We start from the raw sequence: 19709 nt of genomic DNA on the forward strand, positions 1-19709 counted from the left end.
CTTCGGCGGGTTCGGCGCGAGTGCACGAGCAGCACGGGCGGCACGAGTGGCACGAGCAGCACGAACGTCGCGGGCGACGGGCCGGCGCGGGCGCACGAGTGCACGGGCACGACCGGTCCCGCGGAGTTTAGATGGTTTTTCAGTCCCGGCCGAATCCGGCCCCGCTGGTCGGCCGGGTGCCGCGGGCCGGCTCGGCCGCCGGCCGGCAGCGTTCCAGCTCCGTCTCGATCGCGCCGCTGAGCAGGCTGCGCGCGTGCCCGACCGGCAGGGAGCCGCTCAGCCAGCGCACGCTGAGGCCCTCGACGAGGGCGGTGAGCCGCTCCGCCGCCGCGGCGTGTGCCGGGGCGGTGCCGGTGGGGTTGGCGCGGGCGAGCAGTTCGGCGACGTCGTGCACCCAGGTGTGGGTGGTCCTCGCCAGCTCCTCGCGCAGGTCCGGCTCGAAGACGGCGGTCGCCCTCAACTCGCCCCAGGCGGTGCTGTTCTCCCGTACGTCGGTGGTGTCCTGGAGCTCCAGGAGCAGGACCTGCTCCAGGTCGGCGCGGGGGTCCGCGGCGCGGGCCGGGGCGGGGTGCTCCTCGGCCGTGTAGCGGTCCGCGCGGTCGCTGATGAACTCCAGGGTCTCCCGCAGGATGCCCGCCCGGTCGGTGAAGTGGTAGTAGATGAGCGAGGTGGAGACGCCGGCTTCGGCCGCCAGCTCGCTGACCCGTAGCCCGCGTACGCCGCGCCGGGCGATCACCCGGGTGGCGGCCTTGAGAATCCCTGTCCGACGGTCTGGCATGGTCGCCAACCCTACCCGGTTCGCGGCCCGGTCAGCACCAGATCCTGATCACAATTTCAGCGCGCCTCCGCCGACCTGTTCCCGCATCCTGCCTGGTGGGCGCTGGCGTGCCCCAGCGCACACCGTCCGTATGCAGGCCTGGACGGGTTCGCTCGATGCCGGGCCGGGGGTGGGGCGTCCCTCGGCACCTCCAGGGCTTGACTGAAAATTCAGTACGGTGAAGGATGCGGGCACCCCACTTCCTCCCACCTCTTCGGGGAGCGATTCATGAACACCACCCCCACCCCCTCGCGTCGCGGCCTGCTCCGGTTCGGTGCGGCCGCCCTGCCGCTGGTCGCCCTCGGATCGGTCCTCCCGGCCGCCGCCCGGGCCGCGACCGCCTCCGCACCGGCCCCGGCGGGCTCCTCGACGGCGGCCGTACCGCGGCTGCGGATGCCGGCCGAGAGCGACCGGCACGTACGGACCTTCATGGCCTGGCCCGCGCTGTCGTCGATCTGGAGCACCCAGCTCTCGGCGGTCCGCGACGACATCGCGCGGGTCGCGTACGAGATATCCCGGTACGAGCCGGTCGTCGTGCTCGCCCGGCCGTCCCAGGCCGCCGACGCCCGGTACTACCTCGGCCGGGGTGCCTACCACGCCATCACCGTCGTCGAGATCGCCAACGACGACCTGTGGATCCGCGACTTCGGCCCGACCTTCGTGGTCGCCCCGGGCACCGTCGCGGGCGTCGACACCAACTTCAACGGCTGGGGCAAGACCGGAACCCCGTACTACCAGCGCTTCGACGAGGACGCCGCGGCCGCGGCCACCCTCCTCGCCGAGTACCGGGTCGACCGCGTCCAGGCCCCCTTCGTCGGTGAGGGCGGCGCCCTGGAGACGGACGGCCAGGGCACCCTGTTGGCCACCGTCAGCTCGCTGGTGAACCCCAACCGCAACCCCGGCATGTCCCAGGACCAGGTCGAGCAGGCCCTGCGGACGTCACTGGGCATGGACAAGGTGATCTGGCTCGCCGGACTGGCCGGCCAGGACATCACGGACTACCACGTCGACTGCCTGGCCCGCTTCACCGCACCCGGCCGGGTCATCCTCGACAAGCCCGGCCCCGGCACGGCCAAGATCTGGGTCGACGTCTACGAGCAGGCCAAGCAGGTCCTGCGCAACGCCACCGACGCCCGCGGACGGTCCCTGACGATCGTGGAGCTCCCCGGTCCGGACCGCACGCGGATCCGTGGCCGCGGCAAGGACTTCCTGTCCAGCTACACCAACTTCTACACCGCCAACGGGGCCGTGCTCGTCCCCCAGTTCGGCGACGCCTCCGCCGACGCCACGGCCTACGCGATCCTCCAGGCCGAGTTCCCCGACCGCGACATCGTCCAGGTCAACATCGACAACATCGCCTCGGGCGGCGGCGGCATCCACTGCGCCACCCAGTCCCAGCCGGTCGTTCCGCCGGCCGTCTGACCTCCTGGCGGCCCGTCCGCAACCCCACGGAGGCGGGCCGCCGGGACCTCCCGCTCCCACCACCCTCCCCGCCGCCCGGACGGGCGCGCCCGTCGCACGGAGCGCGCCCGTCCCGCCGGCCACCAGACCAGACCACACCAGACCGGAAGAGGTTTCCCATGACGTTCCGCATGCCCGCCGAGTGGACCCAGCACGAGGGCTGCCTGATGGCCTGGCCCGTGCGGCCGGACCTCTGGGGCGACACCCTCGACGAGGTCAAGCGCGAGTACGCCGCGGTCGCCCGCGCCGTCGCGGAGTTCGAGCCGGTCACCATGGTGGCGCCGCCCGGCCACGGTGACGAGGCGCGCTCCCTGTGCGGCGACGGCATCACCATCGTGGAGCTGCCGATCGACGACTCGTGGTTCCGCGACAGCGCGCCGCTCTTCGTCCTCGACGAGGACGGCCGCCGCGCCGGCGTGGACTTCCGCTTCAACGCGTGGGGCCGCAAGCACCACCCGTGGGACGCCGACGACCGGATCAGCGGCCTGCTGCTGGAGCACCTCGCCGTCCCGGCGGTCCGCTCCGAGATGATCCTCGAAGGCGGGGCGATCACCGTGGACGGCCAGGGCACGCTCATCACCACCGAGCAGTGCCTGCTCCACCCCAACCGCAACCCCGGGATGACCCGGCAGGAGATCGAGGACGAGCTGAAGGCGCGCCTCGGCGTCACCAAGGTGATCTGGCTGCCCTACGGCGGCGCGCTGGACACCGAGACCGACGGACACGTGGACGGCGTCTGCGCCTTCGCGGCGCCCGGCAAGGTCGTCGTGCAGCTGCCGGCCGATCCCGGGCACCCGGACCACGTCCGGATGCGGGCCAACCGCGCCGTGCTGGAGCACAGCACGGACGCCCAGGGCCGGCCCTTCGAGATCGTCGACGTGCCGCAGGCCGCCTTCGTCGAGGTGGACGGCCACGAGGTCGAGGTCGGCTACCTGAACTTCTACGTCGCCAACGGCGGCGTCGTCGTCCCGGTCGCCGACCACCCCGAGGACGAGGGGGCGTTGGCCGTGATCGCCGCCGCGTTCCCCGACCGCAAGGTCGTCGGCGTCCGCGCCCGGGTGATCGCCCACGGCGGTGGCGGCGTCCACTGCATCACCCAGCAGATCCCGGCCGCCCGCGCCTGACCGACCGCCAGCGAACGGAGGACGACCCTCATGGCCCCCACCGCACCCGCCAGACGCACCGCCCCCGCCGGACACCCCGCACCCGCCGGACACCCCGCACCCGCCGGACGCCCCGCCCCCGCCGGACACCCCGCCCCCGCCGGACGCCCCGCCCCCGCCGGACGCTCCCCGAGGCGGTTTCGCCCCGCCCTCGTCACCGCCCTGCTCAGCGCCACGGCCCTGGTCGCCGCCTGCGCCGGCCCGCCCCGCACCGACGGGACCGGCCAGGCCGGCATCCAGCTGTCCGCCTCCACCCCGCCGGCCGCGGGCCCGATCGACTCGTTCACCTGGGCCACGTACGCCGAGCCGCCCACCCTCGACTACACCCAGGCCTTCGACTACCCGCAGAACACCGTCCTCGCCAACGTCTGCGAGAGCCTGATGCGCTGGACGCCCCAGCTCACCCTGGCCCCCGGGCTGGCGGAGAAGGCGTCCAACCCCGACCCCACCACCTGGGTCTACGACCTGCGCTCCGGCGTGCACTTCCACGACGGCACGGTGATGACCGCCGACGACGTCGTCTACAGCCTCGGCCGGCAGATGAACCCGGACAACGCGGCGGCCTGGGCCCAGGTGTTCCAGAACGTCGAGTCCGTCACCAGGACCGGCCCGCTCCAGGTCACCGTCAAACTCAAGCAGTCCGACTCCCAGTTCCCGCAGTACATGGCCACCGCCGCCGGGGTCGTCGCCGCCAGGGCCGGGGTGGAGGCCGCCGGCAAGGACTACGGCACCAGCGGCGGCCTCGACTGCACCGGCCCCTTCAAGCTCGGCAGCTGGGCCAAGGGCCAGTCCATCGAACTCCAGCGCTTCGACGACTACTGGGGCACCAAGGCCAAGGCCGGGAAGGCCGTGTTCCGCTTCCTCACGGACCCCTCCGCGCGCACCAACTCGATGCTCAGCGGCGAGGTCGACGGCGGCTACCTGATCCCCACCGAGAGCTACGACCGGCTGCGCAAGAGCGGCGTGGGCACGCTGTACTTCGGCGAGGGCCTCAGCACCGTGAACGTCAACGTCACCAGCACGCAGGGCCCGCTCGGCGACCTCCGCGTCCGCCAGGCCCTCTCCCTGGCCCTCGACCGCTCCGGCTTCGTCCGCACCGGCCTCGCCGGGGCCGGCACCGTCACCGGCTCCCTCACCACCAAGGCCGCCTGGGCCGGGGCCCCCGACGACGTCCGGAAGGCGGCCTTCGAACACCTCACGCCCACCGCGCAGGACATCCACCGGGCCAGGGAACTCGTCAAGGAGGCCGGCGCCAGCGGCAGGACGCTGACCATCGCCACCAGCACCATCGGCCAGGACGTCTCCCTGCTCGCCACCGCCGTCCAGGCCGCGGGAGCCCGGATCGGCCTGGACGTCCAGCTGAGGACGATCGCGCCGAACGCCTTCACCGCGCTGTTCACCGACCCCAAGGCCCGCGAAGGCCTGGACATGTTCCCGGAGACGTACTACGACTCCGTCACCGACCCGCTCGACCTGCTCGCCAACTTCAGGACGGGCGCGTACCAGAACTTCGCCGGCCACAGCGACAAGGCCTACGACGACCTGGTCGACCAGGCCGTCGCCGAGTACGACCCCGCCAAGCGCGCCGCCGTCGAGGCCAGGCTCCAGCAGACCGCCTCCGAACAGCTGTTGTGGATCCCGGTCGCCGAGTGGCCCACCGCCCTCTTCCTGAACAAGCGGATCACCGGCGCCCCGACCACCATCTCCTACCTCTACTACCCGTGGGCCGCCGACGTCGGGGCGGCCCGATGAGCTTTCTCAGATTCGCCGCCCGGCGGCTGGCCGAGATGGCCGTCACCCTGCTGGGCGCCTCCTTCGTGGTCTTCGGCGCGATGTACCTGGCGCCGGGCAACCCGGCGAGCTTCCTCCTGTCGGGCCGCTCGGCCTCGCCGGCCGCCCTGCAGGCGATCAACGACCAGTACCACCTCGACGACCCCTTCCTCGTCCGCTACCTCCGCTGGCTCGGACAGGTCCTGCAGGGCGACTTCGGACGCTCCATCACCTACCGCACCGACGTGTCGAAACTGCTCGCCGACCGGCTGCCCGCCACCCTGACCCTGGTGGCGATGGCCCTGGTCGTGGTCGTCGTGGTCGGCCTGCTGCTCGGCTGGATCGGCGCGGTGCGCGGCGGCGCGACCGACTCCGCGATCCTGGTCTCCACCACGCTCGCAGTCGGCACGCCCTCCTTCGTCGCCGCCGTCCTGCTCCAGGGCCTGTTCGCGGTCAAGCTGGGCTGGTTCCCGACCAGCGGCACCGGCGACGGCCCGGGCGACCTCCTCTGGCACCTGACCCTGCCGGCGATCGCCCTCGCGCTGTACCTCATCGGCATGCTCTCCAGGGTCACCCGCTCCGCGATGCTGGAGGCCCTGGACGGCGAGCACGTCGCCGTCGCCCGCAGCCGCGGCGTACCCGAACGCGACGTGATCCGGCGCCACGTGTTCCGCAACTCGCTGGGCACCGTGCTGACCACCGGCGGTCTGATCGTCTCCACCCTGCTGGTCTGCACCATCCTGGTGGAGTCCGCCTTCAGCATCGGCGGCATCGGGCAGCTCCTCGAACTGTCCACCACCACCAAGGACTTCCCGACCGTCCAGGCCATCTCCCTGATGATCGTCGCCCTGTTCATGACCGTGAACCTGATCGTCGACCTGCTCCACCCGCTGGTCGATCCCCGGGTCGCCCTCGGCGCGAGGGGGGCCGGCGCATGAGTGTCGCCCTCACCCGCCGACGCGGCCTCGCCAAGGTCACGGCCTCCCGCGCCCCGCTCCAGCTCGCCTGCCTCGGCCTCGTCGCCCTGGTCGTGGCGGCGGCGCTGCTCGCCCCCTGGCTGGCGCCGTACGACCCGAACGACGTCGACCTCTCGGGCGCCCTCGCCGGGCCGTCCGCCGACCACCTGCTGGGAGCCGACGCAGCCGGCCGCGACACCTTCTCCCGGCTCCTGCTCGGCGCCCGCACCTCCCTGCTCGGCCCGCTCGGCGTGGTCGCCTTCTCCACCGTAGCGGGCGTCCTCGTCGGGGTCGCCGCCGGCTGGCGCGGCGGCTGGCTCGACTCCGTGCTGTCCCGCAGTACCGAGCTGGTCTTCGCCTTCCCCGGCATGCTGCTCGCCATCCTGATCGTCTCGGTGTACGGGGAGGGCCTGCTCGCCCCCGTCATCGCCCTCGCGATCGCCTACCTGCCCTACGTCTCGCGCCTGACCCGCTCCCTGGTGCTCGCCGAACGCGAGCGGCTCTACATCAGCGCCTACCAGGTTCAGGGCCACTCCGCCCTGCAGATCTGCCTGCGGCACGTCCTGCCCAACATCGCCCCGATCGTCCTCGCCCAGTCCACCATCAACTTCGGATACGCCCTCATGGACCTGGCCGGTCTCTCCTTCCTCGGACTCGGCGTCCCCGTCCTCACCCCCGACTGGGGCCGGATGGTCTTCGACGGCCAGACCGCGATCCAGCACGGCTACCCGCTGTCCGCGGTCCTTCCCTGCGTGCTCATCGTGCTGACCGTCGTCGCCTTCAACGTCGTCGGCGAACGCTGGGCCGACCGCTTCGCCCGGAGGGCCGCGTGAACGCTCTCGACATCCAGAACCTCCGGCTCCGCCTGCCCGGCACCGCCCGCCCCGTCCTCGACGGCGTCGACCTCACCGTCGCCCCGGGCGAGACCGTCGCCCTGGTCGGCGAGTCCGGCTCCGGCAAGACCCTCACCTCCCGCAGCGCCCTCGGCCTGCTGCCGCCCGGCGCCACCGCCGAGGGCCGCGTACTGGTCGACGGCCAGGACGTCCTCACGATGGACCCCGGCCGCCTGCGCACCCTGCGCACCGGCCGGGCCGCCATGATCTTCCAGGATCCCCGGGCGGCCATCAACCCGCTGCGCCGCGTCGGCGACTTCCTCACCGAGGGCGTCCGCCTCACCGGGGCCATGAGCGCGGCCGACGCCGGGCGGCGCGCGGCCGAACTCCTCGACGCCGTCGGCCTCGGCCCGGAACTGCTGCGCCGCCACCCCGGCCAGCTGTCCGGCGGCATGCTCCAGCGCGTCATGATCGCCGGCGCCCTGATGGGCGACCCGGTCCTGCTGCTCGCCGACGAGCCCACCACCGCGCTGGACGTCACCAGCCAGGCGGAGGTCATCGCGCTCCTCGCCCGGCTGCGCCGACGCTTCGGCACCGGCCTGCTGTTCGTCACCCACGACCTCGGGCTCGCCGCCGCCGTCAGCGACCGCGTCCACGTCATGTACGCCGGGCGCATCGTCGAGAGCGGCCCCGCCGGCGCCCTCTTCGACCGCCCCCGCCACCCCTACAGCGCCGCACTCCTCGCCGCCACCCCCCGGCTGGACTCCAGGCCCGGGCGGTTGGCCGCCATCGACGGCCAGCCACCGGACCTGCGGCAGGAGTTGACCGGTTGCGCGTTCGCCGCCCGCTGCCCGCTCGCCACCGGTCTCTGCCGCGAGGAGGCCCCCGGGACGCGCCCGGCACCCGGAAACCCCGGGCACCGGGCCGCCTGCCACCACAGCGACCTCCTCGAAGGGAGCACCGCCGATGCGTGAGAGCACCTCCGTGACCGGCTCCACAGGCCGGGCCGCGGGCGAGGTCCTGGAGGTGACCGGCCTGCGCCGCAGCTTCGGCACCGTGCGCGCGGTGGACGACGTCTCCTTCGGCCTCGCCGCGGGCGGATCCCTGGGCATCGTCGGCGAGTCCGGCTCCGGCAAGACCACCACCGCCCGGATCATCGTCGGCCTCGATCAGGCCGACGAGGGCCGGGTCGGCGTCCTGGGCCGGGCCCGCACCGGCCGGGCGCGGGGGAGGGCCGAGCGGCTGGCCCGCGCCCGCGAGGTCCAGATGGTCTTCCAGGACCCGTACCTCTCGCTGGACCCGCGCACCAGTGTCGAGGCCGTCCTCCGGGAGACGCTGCGCCTGCACTTCCCCGCTGCCGACCACGACGCCCGGATCAGGGAGCTCCTCGACCAGGTCGGTCTCGGCACCAGGGCCGCGGACGCACTGCCGCGGCAGCTCTCCGGCGGCCAGCGCCAACGCGTCGCCATCGCGCGGGCCCTGGCCGTCGAGCCGGCCGTCATGGTCCTGGACGAGGCGGTGGCGGCCCTGGACGTCTCCGTCCAGGCCCAGGTCCTCAACCTGCTCGCCGACATCCGCGAACAGACCGGCATCGCCTACCTGTTCATCACCCACGACCTCGGCGTCGTCCGCTGCGTCACCGACGACGTCGTCGTCATGCGCCACGGGCGGATCGTCGAGTCCGGCCCCACCACCAGGGTCCTCGACGACCCGCAGCACCCCTACACCCGGCTCCTGCTGGAGTCCGTCCCGCGGCCCGGCTGGGATCCCGACCGGATCGCCGCCGCGCGCCGCGCGCTGTAGCCCGCGGTGGCCCCGTCCCGGCTCCGGCCCGCCGGGTGCCTGCCGGGACCGGGGCGGCGGGTACGGCCGGATTCACCCCGATGGCGGGTGCCTGCCGGGCGGGTTCCCAGCCGCTCCTTGGCTAGCGTGCGGAGCCCTACCCCGACACCCACCGGATCGAGGCCCCATGGCGCAACCCAGGCCGCCCCGCCGCACGCTCCTGCGTTCGGGAGCCGCGCTCGCCGCACTGGCCCTGACCGGCTGCTCCTCCGACGGCGGGGACGCGGAGCCGGCCGGTCCGAGCGGTACGGCCACGGCCCCGTCGGGCGGCCCGGCGGCGGCCGCGTGGGCCATGCCGGCCGAGTCGGGGCCGCACACCCGCACCTTCATGGCCTGGCCGGCGCTGGAGGAGGTCTGGGGGGACCAACTCCCCGGTGTCCGGCAGGACATCGCGGGGCTGGCCCGGGCCGTCGCCGGGTTCGAGCCGGTGGTGCTGATGGCCCGCCCCGATCAGGCCGGCCAGGCCCGGCAGGCCTGCGGCTCCTCGGTCGAGGTGCTCGACCTGGCCGTCGACGACCTGTGGGCGCGGGACACCGGCCCGACCTTCGTCACCGGCCCGCAGGGGCTCGCCGGGGTCGACCTGAACTTCAACGGCTGGGGCAACAAGCAGACCCACGCCGAGGACGGCCTGGTCGCCCGCACCCTCCTCGGCCACTACGGCATCCCGCGGATCCAGGCTCCCGTCACCGGGGAGGGCGGCGGCATCGAGGTGGACGGCGAGGGCACGCTCATGGCCACCGAGAGTTCCTGGGTCAACGACAACCGCAACCCCGGCAAGTCCCGCGACCGGATCGAGGCGGCCCTCAAGGAGCTGCTCGGTGTGCGGAAGGTCCTCTGGATCAAGGGGGTCGCGGGGCAGGACATCACCGACTGCCACATCGACGCCCTCGCCCGCTTCGCCGAACCGGGCACCGTCGTCCTCCACCGGCCCGGCCCCGACACCCCGCCGGACGTCTGGACCACCGCCTCCGACCAGGCGTTGCAGGTGCTCGGGAGCGAGACCGACGCGAACGGCCGGAGGCTGAAGGTCGTCGAACTCCCCGAGCCGGACATCGCCCTCATCGAGGGCGCGGGAAAGGACTTCCTCGCCACCTACCTCAACTACTACGTCTGCAACGGGGGCGTCATCGTGCCGCGCTTCGGCGACCAGGCCGCCGACGACCGCGCGGCCGGCATCATCGGCGACCTGCACCCCGGGCGGAAGGTGACGCAGGTCGAGATCTTCCACATCGCCGGCGGGGGAGGGGGCATCCACTGCGCCACCCAGCAGCAGCCCGTCGCGCCCGGCGCCACGCCCTGAGGTCCCGGCCGGTCACACGGTGGACGCCAGCGAGTCCATCAGCGTCCGCAGCACCCGCGCGGCGTCCACCGTCCCGTCCAGCGACCCGATGGCGGCGATCCCGTCCACGGCGGCGGCGAAGGCCTCGCCGAGGGGAGCCGGGTCGGCGCCGCTGCCGCGCTCGTCCGCCAGGGCCCGGAACAGGCGCACGAAGCAGGACCGCCACCGCCCGTACTCCGCCTCCAGGCCGGCCCGGACCCGCTCGTCGTTGAGGGCGAGCCAGTGCAGGGCCGCGTGCAGGCGCGCCAGGTCGGGGCTCTCGGGCCGGGTGAGCAGCGCCAGCACCCGTTCCGCCCGCTCGGCGAAGTCGCCCGGGCCGGTGACCGCCTCCTCCAGCGGGGCGATCCACTCGGGCCGGATGTCCTCCACCACGGCCACGATCAGCTCGGTGCGGTCCGCGAAGTGGTAGTGGCACATCCCGTGCGAGACCCCGCTCAGCGCCGCCACGTTGCGGGTGGTGAACCGCCCCGCGCCGTCGCCCGCGAGCAGGGTGCGGGCCGCCGCGATCAGCCGGGCCCGGGTCTGCTCGCCCTTGGCGGACGCGCGCGTCCGGCCGGCGCCGCCCGGTCCGGAGGCCGTTCCCCGATCTGTGCCTGTCGCCTGTGTCGCCATGGCCGTCACTGTAACGACTGCCGGGGCCGGGCAGGGCCGGCGATGCCGCCTGCGGTTCCCGGCGGACGCGCGGCCCCGGCGAACGCGAACCGTCCGGGCCGATGCCTGCGGAAAGTATTGACCAAGCGCTTGGCCAGTTTTACCTTTTCGGTCAACTGCTGCAGGAGCAGCGGACTTTGACATGGAGGCAGTGATGGACGACCGCTCCAGACTTCAGACGCCGGCCGACGGGCAGGTCGGCCGGCGCCGGTTCCTGACGGCCGCCGGGCTCGCCGTCGCCGGCACCGCGCTGACCGCGGCGACCGGCGGGCAGGCGCTGGCCGCCGGGGAACGCCGCACCACCGCGGGCGGACCGGCCACCGTCGGCGCCGCGGGCTACCGCGTGCCGCTGGACACCGTCCCGCACACCCGCACCTGGATGGCCTGGCCGGACAGCAGCACCATCTGGCGGGGCAAGCTCAGCGGCGTCCAGTCGAACATCGCCCTCATCGCGAAGACCATCGCGAAGTACGAGCCGGTGACCATGTGTGCCAATCCCGCCGGTGTCGCGAAGGCGCGGTCGATGTGCGGCTCACGCGTCACCGTCATCGGGGACATCCCGGTCGACGACTGCTGGATGCGCGACACCGGGCCCGTGTTCCGCACCGACGGCACGGGCGGTCTCGACGCCGTCGGCCTCGGCTTCAACGGCTGGGGCAACCACCAGAACCCGCACGGCAACGACGCCCTGGTCGCCCAGCGCGTCGCCGCCTACCTGGGTGTGCCGTTCACCCGGGCCGGGCTGGTCGCCGAGGGCGGCGCCGTCGAGACCGACGGCGCCGGCACGCTGATGGCCACCCGGAGCAGCATCATCAACCCCAACCGCAACCCCGGTATGTCCCAGGCCCAGATCGAGGCCGCGATGTGCGCGGCCTTCGGCGCCTCCACGGTGATCTGGTTCCCCGGCATCGCGGGCCAGGACATCACGGACGACCACGTGGACGCCACCTCCCGCTTCGTCGGCGCCGGTGCGGCCGTGGTCCAGAAGCCCCTGGCGAGCGACACCGACATCTGGGCCGAGGACGAGCGCCAGCAGTACCGGGCGCTCTCGACCGCCACCAGCGCCCAGGGCACCCCGTTCACGGTCGGTCAGATCCAGGGCCCCGACTACAACCTGATCCGTTCCACGTCCCCCGACTTCGTCGGCTCCTACGCCAACTACTACCTCTGCAACAACGCGGTGATCTCCGCCCAGTTCGGCGACACCAGGGCCGACAGCGCGGCCAGGGCCACCCTCGCCCGGCTGTTCCCCGGCCGCACCGTCGAGCAGCTCAACATCGACTACCTCGGGGCGGGAGGCGGCGGGATCCACTGCGTCACCCAGCAGCAGCCCGCCGTCTGACGCGGCGGGGGCCGGGGCCGGTCCCCTGGAACCGGGCCCGGCCCCCGCCGGAAGGGGCTGCTCAGCCGAGGGCGGGGATGTCGTGGGTCGCGCAGTGGATGCCGCCACCGCCGGCGGCGATCGCGTCGATCTTCACGGGGACGATCTCCCGCCCGGGGAAGTACTGCTTCACGATCTGCTGGGCCCGGCCGTCGGCCCGGTCGTCGCCGAACTTCGGCAGGTAGACGCCCTTCGCGCCGATGTAGAAGTTCATGTACGAGGAGACGAAGGCGTCGCCGCGCCCGGTGATCCTGTCCGGGTCGGGCTGCTGGAGCTCGACGACCTCCAGCTTCCTGCCGCGCGCGTCGGTGGCGTTCTTCAGGGCGGTGCGGGCCTGGTCGGCGGCGCGGGACCAGACGTCCGGCGGGGTGCCGGGGAAGGCCTGGTCGAGCAGGACCACGCCGGGGGCGACGAAGCGGGCCAGGCAGTCGACGTGGGCGTCGGTGATGTCCTTGCCCTTGACGCCGGCCAGCCAGACGACCTTGGTGACGCCGAGGGCCTTCCTGAGCTCCGCCTCGACCTGATCGCGGGTCATGCCCGGGTTGCGGTTGTCGTTGACGACGGAGCTCTCGGTCACCAGCAGGGTGCCCTCGCCGTCGGTCTCGAAGGAGCCGCCCTCGGCGACGAGCCGGGTCTCGATGCGCTCGACGCCGTACTTCGCCAGCACCGCGCGGGCGACCTTGGAGTCGTTGCCGCGCTGCTGCTTGCCGCCCCAGCCGTTGAAGTTGAAGTCGACGCCCTTGACCTTGCCGCCCTCCTCGACGAACACCGGCAGGGTGTCCCGGGCCCACAGGTCGTCGACGGCGATGGGTACGACCTCGACCGCCGAGCCACAGGCCTTCTGGGCGGCGTCCTTCTGCTCCGGGCGGGCCATCAGGACGACCGGCTCGCGCGCCGCGATGGCCTGGGCCAGGCCCGCGACGTCCCGGCGGACGTCCGGGAGCTGGTCGCCCCAGACGTTCTCGGAGGCGGGCCAGGACATCACCGTGCGCAGGTGCTTCTCCCACTCGGCGCCGAAGCGGCGGGCGCCCGGGCCGCCCGTGGCCGTACCGCCGGGCTGCTGCGAGGGCGGGACGGCGTCGAGGTCGCCGGCGCCGGTGGGATCGCAGGCGGTGAGGCCGAGGGTGAGGGCGCCGACGCCGGCACCGGCGAGGGAGCGCATCAGGGTGCGGCGGGACAGGGCGTTGGGCATGTGGGGTCTCCGGCTGGGGGTCGGGGCTTCGGAACGGGGTGTTCGGTGGAGGCGGCCTCGGCTACGGCAGCGGCTCGTGCATGGTCGAGCAGTGGATGCCGCCGCCGCCGGCCATCAGGCGGTCGACGTCGATCTGCACCACCTCGCGGCCGGGGAACGCCGCGGCGAGCGCCTCCTTCGCGGCGGCGTCCTTGTACCGGTCGCCGAACTGGGCGGTGATGACACCGCCGTTGACGACGTGGAAGTTGAGGTAGGAGTCGACGAACTTCGAGCTGCTGGAGCGGACGGTGTCCGGCCCGTGCACCGGGATGACCTGGAGGCGGCGGCCGCGGGCGTCGGTGGCGGCGGAGAGGATCGCGAACTGCTCGCGGGCGTCCCGCGCCCAGGCGTCGTTGCGGTCGGCCGGCGGCAGTTGGACCATCACGACACCGGGGCGGATGAACCGGGAGGTGACGTCCACGTGGTCGTCGGTGATGTCCCGGCCCTTGATGCCGGGCAGCCAGATCATCCCGTCCGCGCCGTAGGCCTCCAGGACGGCGTCCTCGATCTCGTCCCGGCTCATGCCCCGGTTGCGGTTCTTGTTGACCAGGCTGCTCTCGGTGGCCATGACCGTGCCGTCGCCGTCGGTCTCGATCGCGCCGCCCTCGCCGACGAAGTCCGCGTAGCTGTGGCGCAGGCCCCGGCGGGTGGCGAGGCGCTCGGCGACCAGGGCGTCGTCGTGGTGGACCTGCTTGTTGCCCCAGCCGTTGAAGTTGAGGATCACGGCGTCCAGGCCGCCGTGGCCGTCCCGGCGGAACACCGGTGCGATGTCGCGCATCCACAGGTCGTCGGTGGGGATGGCGGTGATCACCTCCACCGCGGAACCGCACCACGGCTGGGCCTTGCCCGCCGTCCAGTCGTCGGGCGCGCACATGACCACCGGCTCGAACTCCGCGATGGTCCGGGCGATCAGGGCGATGTCCTCCTGGACGCCGCCCAGGCGCAGCCCCCACACGCCCCGGCGGGAGGGCCAGGACATCCACGTCCGGGCATGCGGTGCGTCGTCCGCGGGCACCCAGGGGTAGGCCTCGGTGGAACGGTCATCGCGGTGGTGCGTCATGAGGGTCTCCAGATCGTGCGGCGGTGCGGGGGAGGGTGCACGGGCCACCAGGTCCACTCTTCGCGCCGCCACACGACGGCGCACGACGGGAGCGGCCCGGCGGCAGCATCCGGCCTGCGGCTTCAGGCTCGCACTGACTGAAAAATCAGTCAAACTCGCGGGCGTGGCATGACGCAGGTCCGACGACTGCCGTACGGAGAGTGACGTCCTCCGGCCTCGGCGGGCTCAGGGCGCAGGCCGGCTCGGAATGCACGTGGGCCCGGCCCCGCGGATGCGAACCACCGGCCGGAGTCCGCCGGTCCGGGCCCTGCCGACCGGCTCAGGAGCCGAGCCGGGCCACCTCGGCGTCGATCGCCTCGGCCATGAGTGCGCGGGCGTGCGCCAGGGGCAGGCTGCCGCTGAGCCAGCGCGTGCTCAGCCCCTCCAACAGCGCGGTCAGCCGCTCCGCCGCACCGGCCAGGGCGACCGCCGGGGACATCGGCTGCACCGCCCCGAGCAGCTCGGCGACCTCCTGCACCCAGACCCGGGTGGCCCGTGCGAGGTCCTCGCGCAGGGTCCCGTCGAACACCGCGCTCGCCCGCAGCTCGCCCCAGGCGGTGCTGTTCTCGCGTACCTCGGCGGTGTCCTGGAGCTCCAGCAGCAGGGTCTGCTCCAGCTCCTCGCGGGCCGTCAGCGGCGGCGCGTCGGCGGCGCGCTCGGTCGTGTAGCGCTCGGCCCGGTCGTTGATGAACTCCAGCGTCTGCCGGAGGATCCCGGTGCGGTCCTTGAAGTGGTAGTAGATCAACGCGGTGGACACGCCGGCCTCGGCGGCGAGCTCCTCCACCCGCAGCCCGCGCACCCCACGCCGCGCGATCACCCGCGCCGCTGCTTCCATGATCGACGTTTTACGACTCGCCACGATCGCCTACCTTACCCGGGGCCCCCGGCCAAGATCCCTCCGGGGGCTGAAAGCCCCGTCAGCCACCGTGACCTCCGGAGGGTTGCCTCCTCGGGGCCCCGGCCCGGCTGCCCGCCTCGCCCTGCCGGGCGCCCCGTGAAGTGCTTCCGCACGCCCCCGTCGCGCGCCCCGTGTCCGCGTGACCTCCGTGGGCGCGTGCCGTTCATCCCATGGTCCGACCGACTGATGGTCCGAAGGGGTCCGCCATGGCCGCCGTGCCGTACCAGAGTTCCGCCGACACCGCCGAGAGGTTGATCGCCGAGGCGATGAGACAGGGCACCAGCCATCTGACGACCGGGCTCGACGAGCCGCCGGGCACGTTCCTGCGGATCGGGGGCCGGGACCTGCTCAACTTCGGCACCTGCGGCTACCTCGCCCTCGAACAGGACGAGCGGATCCAGCGCGGCGCCGTCGACGCGATCGCCCGCTTCGGCATGCAGTTCTCGGTCTCGCGGTCGTACGTGGCGTCCGGCCTGAACCTCGAACTCGAAGAGCTGTTGGGGGAGATGTACGAGGGCCACCCCGTGCTCGTGTACTCCTCGACGTCGCTGTGCCACATCTCCGTGCTGCCGGCGCTGCTCGGGGCGGGCGACCACGCCGTGCTGGACCAGCAGGTCCACTTCAGCGTCCAGACGGCCGCCCAGCTCGTCCGGCACCAGGGGGTCGAGCTCGCGATGGTGCGCCACGGCGACCTGGACGCGCTCAGGCGCAGGCTCCGGCGGTCGCAGGCCTCCGGCGAGCGGGTCTGGTACCTGATCGACGGCGTGTACTCGATGTTCGGCGACGTCGCGCCGGTCGAGGAGCTCGCCCGGCTGATGGAGGAGTACCCGGCGCTGCACCTCTACGTCGACGACGCGCACGGCATGAGCTGGTACGGGCGGCACGGCACGGGTTACGTCTTCGAGCGGCTCGGCCGGCGCCTGGGCGGCCGGGTGGTGCTCGTGACGACACTCGCCAAGGGCTTCGGGACCATCGGCGGAGTCGCCGTGTTCCCCACCGGGGAGGCGTACGAGAAGGTCCGGATCAACGGGGGACCGCTGATGTACTCCCACCCGCTGCCGCCCCCGATGCTCGGGGCGGCGATCGCCTCGGCGCGGATCCACCTCTCCGCCCGGATCGGGGAGCTCCAGGCGGAGCTGGCGGAGCGCCGGGAGTACTGCAACGGGCTCCTCGCCGCCGCCGGCCTGCCCGTCGTCTCCGACCCGCGGACACCGGTCTACTACCTCGGTCTCGGCGAGCCCGAGGTGAGCTACGCCATGGTGCGGCGGATGCTCGACGAGGGCTTCTACGTGAACCAGTCGTCCTTCCCGGTCGTCCCCCTCAAGAAGTCCGGCCTGCGCTTCACCCTCACCCGGCACGTCGGCCGTGACCACATCCGGGCACTGGTCGAGGCCCTGGCGCACCACCTCCCGCGGGCGCTCCACGAGACCGGCCGCACGACCGCCGACGTCCGGTCCGCGTTCGGGCGCATGCTCCCCGGTGCCGGGCCGGAGCCCGCCCCCGAGGCCGGTGCGGCCGCGACGCGGGCGGGCTGACCGGCAGGCGGGACGCACCGCTGCCGCGGCAGGGCGTTCCTACCGCGGCGGCGGTTGCGCGGCCGGTGTCAGGCCGTGGCGTCGGCGAGCCAGAGGTCGGGGCCGAAGACCTCGTAACGGATGTGCCGGGCCGGGACACCGGCGCGCAGCAGCCGGTCGCGGGCCGCCCGCATGAAGGGCAGCGCGCCGCACAGGTACACGTGGGCGTTCCCGGGCAGGTCGAGGCCGTCGAGGTCCATCAGCCCGGTGCGCCCCTCCGGCTCCTCGGCCGAGGGCCGCTCGTACCAGAACACGGCGCGGGCGTCGGGCAGTCCGGCCACGAGGCGGTTGGTGTCGGCCCGCAGGGCGTGGTCGGCGGCGGAACGGTCCGCGTGCAGGACGAGGACCGGGCGGCGGGAGCCGGTGGCGGCGAGGTGTTCGAGCATGCCCACCATCGGCGTGCAGCCGATCCCGGCGGAGACCAGCACCAGCGGGGCGTCCGTGTCGTCGAGGACGACGTCGCCGACGGGCACGGACAGGGTGAGCTCGTCGCCGGGGCGCACGGTGCGGTGCAGGAGACCGGAGACCTCGCCGTCGGGACCCTCGCCGTGGACCCGCTTGACGGTGATCCGGCGCAGCCGCCCGCCGGGCGCGCCGGAGAGGCTGTACTGGCGCAGCTGGTGCACGCCGTCGGGCAGCAGGACGCGCACGCTGACGTACTGGCCCGCCCGGGCCGGCGGGGCGTCGGAGCCGTCGGCGGGCCGGAGCAGGAAGGAGGCCGTGTCCGCGGTCTCCTCGCGCCGCTCGACCACCGTCCACTGCTGCCAGATCATCCCCGGCCGTACCTGCGCCTCCTGGTAGAGGCGGGCCTCCTGGGCGATGAGGGCACCGGCCATCAGCCAGTAGACCTCGTCCCAGGCCGCGGCCACCTCGGGTGTCACCGCCTCGCCCAGCACCTCGGCGATCGCGGCGAAGAGGTACTTGTGCACGATCGTGTACTGGTCGTCGGTGACGCCGACCGCGACGTGTTTGTGGGCGATGCGGGCCAGCAGCGCGTCGGGGCGGGTGTCCGGACGGGCCAGCAGCGCGCCGGCGAACCCGGCGATCGACCCGGCGAGGGCCTGGCGCTGGGCGCCGCTGGCCTGGTTGCCGCGGTTGAACATCCCGTCCAGGAGCTCCGGGTGCTCGGCGAACATGGTGGCGTAGAAGCGGGCGGTGATCTCGTCGAGGGCCGCGCCGACGGCGGGCAGGGAGCCGCGGACGACCCGGGCTGATTCGGCGGAAAGCAAGGCGTACTCCTCGGGCACGTGGCGGTGGACCGCGTGCGTCGACGGCCGGTGGTGGGCCGGGACGCCGGGCGCGGGTTCCGGTGGCGCCTCAAGAAGAACGCACGGGAGGCCTCGCTGCCGAGGGACCGAAGGTCCCTGCCCACCGGTACCTTCGGCCGCCGCCGCGGACGCGACCGCCGTGCGGTGCCGCCGCGGGGAGGTCCGAGGGGCGGGGGGACGCTTCGGCCGACGCGTCGGGACGTCCGGGACGGAGCGCGGGGACGTCGCGGCCGAAGCGGAGGAGCATGAGGTGGAGCGGAGGAGCAGGCGTTGCTGTGAGGCCTGCCGGCGCATCGCGTCGCGGAACGGCGCGGCGGGGGTGGTGGAGGCGTCGGCGGGCCGGACGCGAGGAGGAAGGCCATGATCGTCGACTGTGCGCACTACCACGACGGGCGTCGGCAGCACGAGGGCGCGATGCCCCTGGAGGAGGCGGCCGCGCGCTGCGCGCTGGGCGGCTTCGTCTGGCTGGGCATGTTCGAACCGGGCGACGAGGAACTGGAGGAGGTCCGCGAGGGTTTCGGCCTCCACGAACTCGCCGTCGAGGACGCCCAGGCCTTCCACCTGCGGCCGAAGGCCGAGCAGTACGAGGACGGCACGGAGCTGATCATCCTGCGCACGGCGCGCTACGACGACGAGCGCGAGGAGGTCGACACCGGTGAGATCAGCATCTTCCTGGCCGAGCACTTCGTGATCACCGTCCGCCAGGGCGTCGCCAGCGAACTGGCCGGTGCCCGCAGCCGGCTGGAACGCAGGCCCGAGCTGTTGCGGGCCGGCAGCACCTCGACGCTCTGGGGCATCCTCGACCAGGTCGTCGACGGCTACGCGCCCGTCGTCGCGGGACTCGAACGCGACATCGAGGAGATCGAGGCCACGGTGTTCTCCGGGGCGGTCGCGCCCACCGAGCGGATCTACTTCCTGCGCCGGGAGGCCACCGACTTCTACCGCGTCGTGCACCCGTTGCTGGCCGTGGTGGGCCGGCGGCTGCAGCCCGGCAGGTCGTCGGCCGAACTCCTGCCGTACTTCCGCGACGTGCACGACCACCTCCTGCTGGTCAACGAGGAGGTCGCCGCCCAGCGGGACCTCCTGACCACCGTCCTGGAGGCGAACATCGCGGTCATCTCCGTCGAGCAGAACAAGATCACCCTCCGGCAGAGCGCCACGATGGAGCGGCTCACGATCGTGGCGACGGTGTTCCTCCCGCTGTCGTTCGTGGTCGGGTTCTTCGGGCAGAACTTCGCGTGGCTGGTGAGCCACATCAGCGGCTTCACGACGTTCCTCGTCCTCACCCTCTGCGGGCTCCTGCTGCCGTGCCTCCTGCTGACCGTCTGGCTGCGCCGGCGGCGGCGCGAGGACGCGCCGACGGTGCCGGGAACGGCCGGCGCGGTCCCGCCCGCTCCGACGGCCCCGGCGGGCTGAGGCCGACCCC

General features: G+C 73.4%; 17 protein-coding genes. 11 read left to right on the forward strand and 6 right to left on the reverse strand.

The genetic code is table 11. From position 1 onward, the window contains the following. Positions 1-139: 139 nt before the first annotated feature. Entirely contained in the window at positions 140-778 is a 639-nt protein-coding gene (locus tag J5Y04_RS18205) for a TetR/AcrR family transcriptional regulator (RefSeq protein WP_209413101.1), read from the reverse strand. Positions 779-1045: 267 nt separating this feature from the next. Between J5Y04_RS18205 and J5Y04_RS18210 the strand changes: the two genes are divergently transcribed. The 8 genes from J5Y04_RS18210 to J5Y04_RS18245 all read left to right on the forward strand — a co-directional run bounded on the left by J5Y04_RS18210 (position 1046) and on the right by J5Y04_RS18245 (position 10142). Further along, entirely contained in the window at positions 1046-2239 is a 1194-nt protein-coding gene (locus J5Y04_RS18210; protein ID WP_209413102.1) for an agmatine deiminase family protein, read from the forward strand. A 158-nt stretch (positions 2240-2397) separates the two neighbouring features. After that, on the forward strand, positions 2398-3402 hold the full coding sequence (locus tag J5Y04_RS18215; RefSeq protein ID WP_209413103.1) for an agmatine/peptidylarginine deiminase: 1005 nt from the start codon (positions 2398-2400) through the stop codon (positions 3400-3402). 30 nt (positions 3403-3432) lie between these two features. Next, positions 3433-5193: an ABC transporter substrate-binding protein gene (locus J5Y04_RS18220; RefSeq protein WP_209413104.1), complete on the forward strand. Its 1761-nt coding sequence runs from the start codon at positions 3433-3435 to the stop codon at positions 5191-5193. After that, positions 5190-6149 (forward strand): ABC transporter permease, encoded by a 960-nt coding sequence (locus J5Y04_RS18225; protein ID WP_209413105.1) that lies wholly within the window; start codon positions 5190-5192, stop codon positions 6147-6149. The genes J5Y04_RS18220 and J5Y04_RS18225 overlap by 4 nt, the downstream gene beginning before the upstream one ends. Beyond that, positions 6146-7000: an ABC transporter permease gene (locus J5Y04_RS18230; RefSeq protein ID WP_209413106.1), complete on the forward strand. Its 855-nt coding sequence runs from the start codon at positions 6146-6148 to the stop codon at positions 6998-7000. Before J5Y04_RS18225 ends, J5Y04_RS18230 begins: the two co-directional genes overlap by 4 nt. Further along, positions 6997-7974, forward strand: a complete 978-nt coding sequence (locus J5Y04_RS18235) for an ABC transporter ATP-binding protein (RefSeq protein WP_209413107.1) — start codon at positions 6997-6999, stop codon at positions 7972-7974. Before J5Y04_RS18230 ends, J5Y04_RS18235 begins: the two co-directional genes overlap by 4 nt. Further along, on the forward strand, positions 7967-8803 hold the full coding sequence (locus J5Y04_RS18240; protein WP_209413108.1) for an ABC transporter ATP-binding protein: 837 nt from the start codon (positions 7967-7969) through the stop codon (positions 8801-8803). Before J5Y04_RS18235 ends, J5Y04_RS18240 begins: the two co-directional genes overlap by 8 nt. 166 nt (positions 8804-8969) lie before the next feature. Continuing rightward, a complete protein-coding gene (locus J5Y04_RS18245; protein WP_209413109.1) occupies positions 8970-10142 on the forward strand; it encodes an agmatine deiminase family protein in 1173 nt (390 codons plus the stop codon). 12 nt (positions 10143-10154) lie between these two features. Here the strand turns inward: J5Y04_RS18245 and J5Y04_RS18250 are convergent, their stop codons facing one another. Then, entirely contained in the window at positions 10155-10793 is a 639-nt protein-coding gene (locus tag J5Y04_RS18250; protein ID WP_209413110.1) for a TetR/AcrR family transcriptional regulator, read from the reverse strand. Positions 10794-10986: 193 nt separating this feature from the next. On the opposite strand from J5Y04_RS18250, the gene J5Y04_RS18255 reads away from it, so the two are divergent. Continuing rightward, entirely contained in the window at positions 10987-12174 is a 1188-nt protein-coding gene (locus tag J5Y04_RS18255) for an agmatine/peptidylarginine deiminase (RefSeq protein WP_209413111.1), read from the forward strand. Positions 12175-12235: 61 nt separating this feature from the next. Here the strand turns inward: J5Y04_RS18255 and J5Y04_RS18260 are convergent, their stop codons facing one another. From J5Y04_RS18260 to J5Y04_RS18270, 3 genes are all read right to left on the reverse strand, one after another. Beyond that, positions 12236-13405 carry an agmatine/peptidylarginine deiminase gene (locus tag J5Y04_RS18260; RefSeq protein ID WP_209413112.1) on the reverse strand — a complete coding sequence of 390 codons (1170 nt, stop codon included), beginning with the start codon at positions 13403-13405 and terminating at the stop codon, positions 12236-12238. Between the two features lie 61 nt (positions 13406-13466). Then, entirely contained in the window at positions 13467-14504 is a 1038-nt protein-coding gene (locus tag J5Y04_RS18265) for an agmatine/peptidylarginine deiminase (RefSeq protein ID WP_209413113.1), read from the reverse strand. A 319-nt stretch (positions 14505-14823) separates the two neighbouring features. After that, positions 14824-15378 (reverse strand): TetR/AcrR family transcriptional regulator, encoded by a 555-nt coding sequence (locus J5Y04_RS18270; RefSeq protein ID WP_148641053.1) that lies wholly within the window; start codon positions 15376-15378, stop codon positions 14824-14826. A gap of 269 nt (positions 15379-15647) precedes the next feature. On the opposite strand from J5Y04_RS18270, the gene J5Y04_RS18275 reads away from it, so the two are divergent. Then, a complete protein-coding gene (locus tag J5Y04_RS18275; protein ID WP_209413114.1) occupies positions 15648-16976 on the forward strand; it encodes an aminotransferase class I/II-fold pyridoxal phosphate-dependent enzyme in 1329 nt (442 codons plus the stop codon). 68 nt (positions 16977-17044) lie between these two features. Here the strand turns inward: J5Y04_RS18275 and J5Y04_RS18280 are convergent, their stop codons facing one another. Further along, positions 17045-18244 (reverse strand): globin domain-containing protein, encoded by a 1200-nt coding sequence (locus J5Y04_RS18280; protein WP_209413115.1) that lies wholly within the window; start codon positions 18242-18244, stop codon positions 17045-17047. A 399-nt stretch (positions 18245-18643) separates the two neighbouring features. On the opposite strand from J5Y04_RS18280, the gene J5Y04_RS18285 reads away from it, so the two are divergent. Next, complete coding sequence (locus J5Y04_RS18285) at positions 18644-19699, forward strand: magnesium and cobalt transport protein CorA (RefSeq protein WP_209413116.1); 1056 nt, start codon at positions 18644-18646, stop codon at positions 19697-19699. Positions 19700-19709: the final 10 nt, after the last annotated feature.

It is taken from the genome of Kitasatospora sp. RG8, assembly GCF_017813315.1.
In the GTDB taxonomy this organism is placed as follows: Bacteria; Actinomycetota; Actinomycetes; order Streptomycetales; family Streptomycetaceae; genus Kitasatospora.

Coding starts and splice junctions, on each gene's coding strand:
- J5Y04_RS18210 (WP_209413102.1), top strand. CDS start 1,046: ATGAACACCACCCCCACCCCCTCGCGTCGCGGCCTGCTCCGGTTCGGT.
- J5Y04_RS18250 (WP_209413110.1), bottom strand. CDS start 10,793: ATGGCGACACAGGCGACAGGCACAGATCGGGGAACGGCCTCCGGACCG.
- J5Y04_RS18205 (WP_209413101.1), bottom strand. CDS start 778: ATGCCAGACCGTCGGACAGGGATTCTCAAGGCCGCCACCCGGGTGATC.
- J5Y04_RS18245 (WP_209413109.1), top strand. CDS start 8,970: ATGGCGCAACCCAGGCCGCCCCGCCGCACGCTCCTGCGTTCGGGAGCC.
- J5Y04_RS18255 (WP_209413111.1), top strand. CDS start 10,987: ATGGACGACCGCTCCAGACTTCAGACGCCGGCCGACGGGCAGGTCGGC.
- J5Y04_RS18265 (WP_209413113.1), bottom strand. CDS start 14,504: ATGACGCACCACCGCGATGACCGTTCCACCGAGGCCTACCCCTGGGTG.
- J5Y04_RS18240 (WP_209413108.1), top strand. CDS start 7,967: ATGCGTGAGAGCACCTCCGTGACCGGCTCCACAGGCCGGGCCGCGGGC.
- J5Y04_RS18285 (WP_209413116.1), top strand. CDS start 18,644: ATGATCGTCGACTGTGCGCACTACCACGACGGGCGTCGGCAGCACGAG.
- J5Y04_RS18275 (WP_209413114.1), top strand. CDS start 15,648: ATGGCCGCCGTGCCGTACCAGAGTTCCGCCGACACCGCCGAGAGGTTG.
- J5Y04_RS18215 (WP_209413103.1), top strand. CDS start 2,398: ATGACGTTCCGCATGCCCGCCGAGTGGACCCAGCACGAGGGCTGCCTG.
- J5Y04_RS18230 (WP_209413106.1), top strand. CDS start 6,146: ATGAGTGTCGCCCTCACCCGCCGACGCGGCCTCGCCAAGGTCACGGCC.
- J5Y04_RS18270 (WP_148641053.1), bottom strand. CDS start 15,378: ATGGAAGCAGCGGCGCGGGTGATCGCGCGGCGTGGGGTGCGCGGGCTG.
- J5Y04_RS18260 (WP_209413112.1), bottom strand. CDS start 13,405: ATGCCCAACGCCCTGTCCCGCCGCACCCTGATGCGCTCCCTCGCCGGT.
- J5Y04_RS18225 (WP_209413105.1), top strand. CDS start 5,190: ATGAGCTTTCTCAGATTCGCCGCCCGGCGGCTGGCCGAGATGGCCGTC.
- J5Y04_RS18220 (WP_209413104.1), top strand. CDS start 3,433: ATGGCCCCCACCGCACCCGCCAGACGCACCGCCCCCGCCGGACACCCC.